This is a genomic window from Mycobacterium sp. (assembly GCF_052144515.1).
Classification (GTDB): Bacteria; Actinomycetota; Actinomycetes; order Mycobacteriales; family Mycobacteriaceae; genus Mycobacterium.
The window spans coordinates 1-3,659 of record NZ_JBKQQD010000257.1 but is presented as its reverse complement, the minus strand read 5'-3'; the positions used below and the strand labels follow the sequence as shown (position 1 = coordinate 3,659).

Here is a 3,659-nt window from a genome sequence, read left to right as displayed (position 1 = left end):
CGCCTCTTCAACCAGTGTTCCAGCGCTATCCGACGCGCAGGATCGTCCTCAAATCGAACCGTGATAGTCTCACCTTCGGGATCGCACTCATTTCGGCTCTCCAACGGCTCGACAACCTTTTGCGGATCATCCCAACCAGGCCGGAGCCATCCGCGAATCTCATCAGGCGGAGTTGGCGCCGTGGTCAGCTTTGGGCGTCGCACTCGGAGCACGAAGGACGGTTCGCCGGTGTTTTCTTCGCCCTCAACAGCCATCGGGCGGGCAACCCGCTGAGGGAACTCAATCGACGGGTAGCTCGGAAGATCATCCAGCCATATCGACCAGGGCTGTTCCCGAACCTGCCGTATCGCCGGATTGCGATGCTCGTTCAGCGCCTTCAGGTACTCGAAAATCTGCTTGATGCGCTGCTTGGCAATTCGGGTCTGTTCGGCGTTGTGCGACATCGGACGATATCCCCTTGACGTCTATGTAGCCAACATAATAAGGGGTTCACGAACGATCAGCCATCGCAAGGAAATGCTAACGGTGTCCTTTTTCGCAGTCTGTCGGATCGATCAAGCTGGTTCGCTGCAACAAGATACCGGCGCGGCCGCCTTGATCCTCGCCTACGAGGATTCCGATGCCCCGGATTGGGGGACCTGAAAGGTGACAGCCACCAAATCTGGAGAACACAGAGAGTACAAGTAAACGTGGCCAGCCTACGATTGTTTCTTCGGTCTTCCACGGGGCCGAGCCGTGCATTCGAGCCCCAATCGCTTGGCCGTGTCCGTGACCCAGTGAGGATCGCCGAAGGGCCGACCGCGATGGACGCAGCAACGCAACGCCGCCACTTCGGCTTCCGTTTGCGGTTGGTTGACAAGTTGCAGCCAATCGGTGGGGGAGGCGGACGGGGCCACCCACTCTCTAGTACCTCGGAAACGTGGATGGCCCTCGATGTCACTGCGGATCTTTATGGAGACCTCGTGAGCCACGAGGGGCCGAATGTCCAAGCTGTTCGATGCGCTGTCGCGTTCCCTCCTGGAGAAATATCCGGCCGCTGCTGACAACCCCTGGCCTCAGACAGGTCCGGGCAAAGCGGAACCTCGCTGGGCGTTCTGCTGAAGCGTGTCGAGAAGACGCGCGGACAATCCGCATCCGCGAACAGCAGGTACCCGTCCCGGACGAGCCTCCCCGCCTCAACGTGCCACACTTCCACGCTCTCAGGAGAGATTTCCACGATGGAATTATTCAGGAGCGACTGGTGCCACTGCGGGAAAAGGCCCTTGAATTTCTGCAGGATCTTGCGGGCAATGGCCGTGGTCATCGTCCGCGGGTTTTGCCGCCCGTTACTGATCGCCACCAGGCCCGGATTCCGTTCGGGGATGTCGGTGGTGTGATCTTCCGCCATGCCGAGGTCGAACGTGACGAGCGGGTTCGGTTTGGCGAGTAGGTCGTTCAGGACGACCGGATCCAACTCGTTGATCAGTTTCTTGGGGAAGCGCCAGGCGACGCACAGCCCCTGATTCGTGCAATCGCGCGCTAACTTCTTGTCATTTAAGCATTGATCGAATTGGAAGGTGATCATGTCGCCGTTGGTGCATATAGTCGCGATTACCGAAAGGCAGGACGATCGAAATAGATGGAGAGCCCCTCCAGGAACTGTTTGATGATCTCCAGGTCGAGTTCGAAGTCCTCGGCGAGTTCCGTGACGCTCCTTCCCTCCGCGATCTCCGCCAGAATCTGGGCGAGCGTGAAGCGAGTCCCCTTGAGAACGGGGACGCCGCCCCGCTTCCTCGGATTCACTTCCGCGCAATCACGGAGCATGAGCATCGCATGCCGCGCCCTCTCGGCGAGCCACTCTTCAGGGCTCAGCGGCCTATATTTCGCGGGGGTTCGTTGGAAAAACTGGATCTCCTGGCGTGGCCTGTCGCTTCCTCCGGATAATTGCGTGCCTGACTCCTGAATACCCTCCAGCGCCCTCCGCTTCCGGGGCTGGATCTCAGGCGTCGAGGGATCGAGCAAGAACCAACTGTTCCTTGGCATTTAGCCGCTCCCCGTGGGCCACCCTCGCAGGGGTGCCCATCAGTGCTGTTCAACGGTTGCTTTCTTCCGGGTAGATCGTCGTCTGCCAATCGAGGCCCCGCAGCGCCTCCTTTATCGCAACTGCTTTGCCCTCGGCACGCTGGCTGATGCGCCTGATCTCCGCCACGTCCGTCGCATCCAGACCGATCTCCAGCCGCCGGTTCTGGCCACCGTCGAAATAATCGATCAGGAGGGTGTTCACGATAATGCCCTGGATGATCCGATCCCCAGCTTCGTTGAAGACGGGCCGCAATTCCGTGATGATCCTCGCCTCAGTTAATATGCTCTGATGAGCATATGCGAGCCTCTCCACCTTCCGGATAACCTGCAGGGGGTGGTCCGGCCCGATGGCCTCCATCACCTCAAGGATCGCCCCGCGCGCAGCTGTCCAGCGTTCGGCGTTCTCCTGCCCGTCCTCCTCGTCGGACCGCTTTACATACGCGTCCGCGATTTGATCGAAAAGTTCCTCGGACGAGACGTGCAGCCTTGTCCGGATGCGGAGCAGGTTCTGCAGCGAGAGGAGCACCCGCTCGACGTCCACCGCAGGAAGGCCGGTTCGCTCAGCGACGTGTTGCGTAATTGCGGAGAAGCCTCCCCCCACGGGGACCTCCGCCGCAGTCTCCGCGATCCGGGGAACTTGGTCGGCGATCCTCGCGACGAACGCCAATTCTCTCAGAGCGAGCGGATCGAGGATGAGTTCGGCTCTGCTTGATGGCATGGGCGCGTTCCTCCGTTCGGGCTACCCCACCATCCGCCGCGCGGGCAGGTCAAGCACCGGTCTGCTGCCGCGATGAGAGGGAATCCCCAGTAGCTGTCGTCCATCCACTCCGACGGGCGCAGGGATTCAGCACTACCCCCGCCTCTTTCATCTTAGGGCATCGAAAACCAGCTTGCAAGCGCCCTGCGGATCGCCTCCGCGGAGGGCCGGTTCATGACGGCGTTCTATCCCAAGATGCAACGCCTCACAAGATCAGAATCTCCCCGAGCCCGCCCCCAGCCGAGCCGAACATATCTCTACCGGTCAGACCCAAGCCCACATCTCAACTCAACTTGATCCGCCTCGATCGGTTTGGCCGCCTCGGGCAACGCGGCCGGCTCATCGTCCCAGAACGTCGCGACAACCCCGAGTTCGTATGTCGATTGGATGAGGCAACATATGTTGTGACATGGGACATTGCACTGCGCCTCGTTGATCATCGCCGTGTCAGTCTTCGAGCGGTTGTGGTCGCCGAACTTCGCCTTGATCATCGAGATGGTGGATTCGACGTTGCTCCGCTTGTGGTAGTGCTTGAGGTATTCGTCCCGGTTGAAGTTGTAGAGATGAAACATCCGGAGAGGTGAAAGGTGACAGCCAGAGAGGTGGAAGGTGACAGCCACCAAATCTGGAGAATCAGATCTGAGTAAACGGGGCAAGCCTACGATTGTTTCTTCGGTCTTCCATGGGGCCGAACCGTGCATTCGAGCCCCAATCGCTTGGCCGCGTCCGTGACCCAGTTCGGATCGCCGAAGGGCCGACCGCGATTGACGCAGCAACGCAACGCCGCCACTTCGGCTTCCGTTTGCGGTTGGTTGACAAGTTGCAGCCAATCGGTGGGGCG

At 60.0% G+C, this 3,659-nt stretch carries 5 protein-coding genes; all 5 read right to left on the bottom strand.

Annotated elements, in window-relative coordinates:
• The coding region (locus ACLP9N_RS17230) for a hypothetical protein (protein WP_442408556.1) at positions 1–443 on the bottom strand (443 nt) is incomplete at its 3' end.
• A gap of 506 nt (positions 444–949) precedes the next feature.
• Complete coding sequence (locus tag ACLP9N_RS17225; protein ID WP_442408555.1) at positions 950–1,564, bottom strand: hypothetical protein; 615 nt, start codon at positions 1,562–1,564, stop codon at positions 950–952.
• Between the two features lie 26 nt (positions 1,565–1,590).
• On the bottom strand, positions 1,591–2,001 hold the full coding sequence (locus ACLP9N_RS17220; RefSeq protein WP_442408554.1) for a DUF433 domain-containing protein: 411 nt from the start codon (positions 1,999–2,001) through the stop codon (positions 1,591–1,593).
• Positions 2,002–2,071: 70 nt separating this feature from the next.
• Positions 2,072–2,779, bottom strand: coding sequence for a hypothetical protein (locus ACLP9N_RS17215; RefSeq protein WP_442408553.1), 708 nt, complete (start codon positions 2,777–2,779; stop codon positions 2,072–2,074).
• A 296-nt stretch (positions 2,780–3,075) separates the two neighbouring features.
• Complete coding sequence (locus ACLP9N_RS17210) at positions 3,076–3,390, bottom strand: hypothetical protein (RefSeq protein WP_442408552.1); 315 nt, start codon at positions 3,388–3,390, stop codon at positions 3,076–3,078.
• Positions 3,391–3,659 lie beyond the last annotated feature (269 nt).